General features: G+C 61.9%; 2 protein-coding genes. Both read left to right on the top strand.

What is annotated here, in order from left to right; genetic code table 11:
- Positions 1-234: 234 nt before the first annotated feature.
- Positions 235-894 carry a response regulator transcription factor gene (locus ENZ75_RS31265; RefSeq protein WP_063169189.1) on the top strand — a complete coding sequence of 220 codons (660 nt, stop codon included), beginning with the start codon at positions 235-237 and terminating at the stop codon, positions 892-894.
- A gap of 157 nt (positions 895-1,051) precedes the next feature.
- The coding region (locus tag ENZ75_RS31260) for a LysE family translocator (protein WP_164888156.1) at positions 1,052-1,610 on the top strand (559 nt) is incomplete at its 3' end.

The raw sequence follows: 1,610 nt of genomic DNA, 5'->3' as shown, positions 1-1,610 counted from the left end.
ACATAGACCGCCGCCATCGAGATCACGATGTTGGAGATGACCACGCCGTAGGAATTGCGATACAGGAGTTCGACCAGGGCCTGGCGTATCTTGTCTTCCTGCATCGAATCCCTCCAATTGTCCCAAGTAATTCTCCGGCCGGTCTTCCCCGGTACCGTTGATCTACCGGCAACCTGTTTCGCATAAGTTGGCGATCGATCCATATACGCCGCTGCAGCCCTGGATGGTGCCCCGATGAACCGCTCGCTCACCGCCATACTCGCCGACGACCATGCCATCGTGCGCGAGGGGCTGAAGTTGCTTATCTCGGCTATGGACAATGTCTCGGTCGTCGCCGAGGCTGCGGATGGCGAGGCGCTGCTTGGCCAGCTGCGAAGCACGCGCGCCGACCTTTTGATCCTCGACCTCGGCATGCCAGGTGTGGCCGGGATGCAGTTTATCGCCACCATCAGGACCTTGGCGCCACGCCTGCGGATCGTGGTGCTGACGGCCAATGTCGAGCCGAGGACAGTACGCGCCGCGCTCAGCGCCGGCGCCAACGCCTACCTGACCAAGGATGGCGATCCCGAGGAACTCGGCGCTGCCATCGAAGCGGTCAAGAACGGAGGCACCTATCTGGCGAAAACCGTTCGCTTCGCGGTCAGCGATATAGGCAGGGAAAGCGAGCCGATAGCCGCGCAGGAAATCCTGTCCCCGGTACCGCTGACGCGGCGCGAACGGCAGATCCTTCAACTGGTGGCGCAAGGCATGATCACGCGCGACATCGCCGAACGACTGGGCATCAGCCTGCCGACCGCTCGCAAACATCGCGAAAATCTGATGGGCAAGCTCAGTCTCCACAACACCGCCGAACTGACCGCCTACGCGGTTCGTCTGGGATTGCCCACCGGCTGATATCGCAGCCGCTACAATGGGCAACCCGGCAACGGCCCCTTAACCATCGGCAGATTAGCCAAACCCGATCATCATCCAAATACGGCATCCGCCGTATGTTTTCGGCCTGCCCCCCGGCCTACTCCTCCCACGGCTTGATCACATGGGAGGAGCTGTCATGCCATCGCTGGATCTCTGGATTCCGTTCGCCCTCGCAACACTCGCCTTCGCCTGCATGCCAGGACCGGCGATTCTCTACATGACAGCGCAGACGCTGGCCCATGGCCGTCAGGCGGGATTGATGGCGGCACTGGGTGTCCATCTTGGTTGTTACGTGCACATCCTGGCCGCGGCGGTCGGGCTCGCCGCACTGATGGAACACGCGCCGGTCGCTTTCTTGGTGATCCGATGGGCGGGCGCCGCATATCTCATTTCGCTGGGCCTTGCCATGTTCCTGGGCTGGAACCGGATGGGCGAGGATGGTGCCAGGCCGGCCCCGAACACATTTCGCGACAGCATGGTCGTCGAGATCCTCAATCCCAAGACGGCACTGTTCTTCCTGACCTTCCTGCCGCAGTTCGTGGATCCGTCAGCCGGCATGGCCGTCGGGTTGCAGTTCCTCATCCTCGGCATCATCGTCAATCTCATCTTCTCGATGGCCGACCTTGCGGCGGTCGGCATCGCCTCGCTCGCCGTTTGCCGGTTCACTTGCGCCGGATGGGGGATCCCAAAGACAT

This window comes from Mesorhizobium sp. M7A.F.Ca.CA.002.04.1.1 (assembly GCF_004022805.1).
Classification (GTDB): Bacteria; Pseudomonadota; Alphaproteobacteria; order Rhizobiales; family Rhizobiaceae; genus Mesorhizobium; species Mesorhizobium ciceri.
The sequence above is the reverse complement of the archived record's forward strand: the minus strand, read 5'-3'. Positions and strand labels throughout refer to the sequence as shown.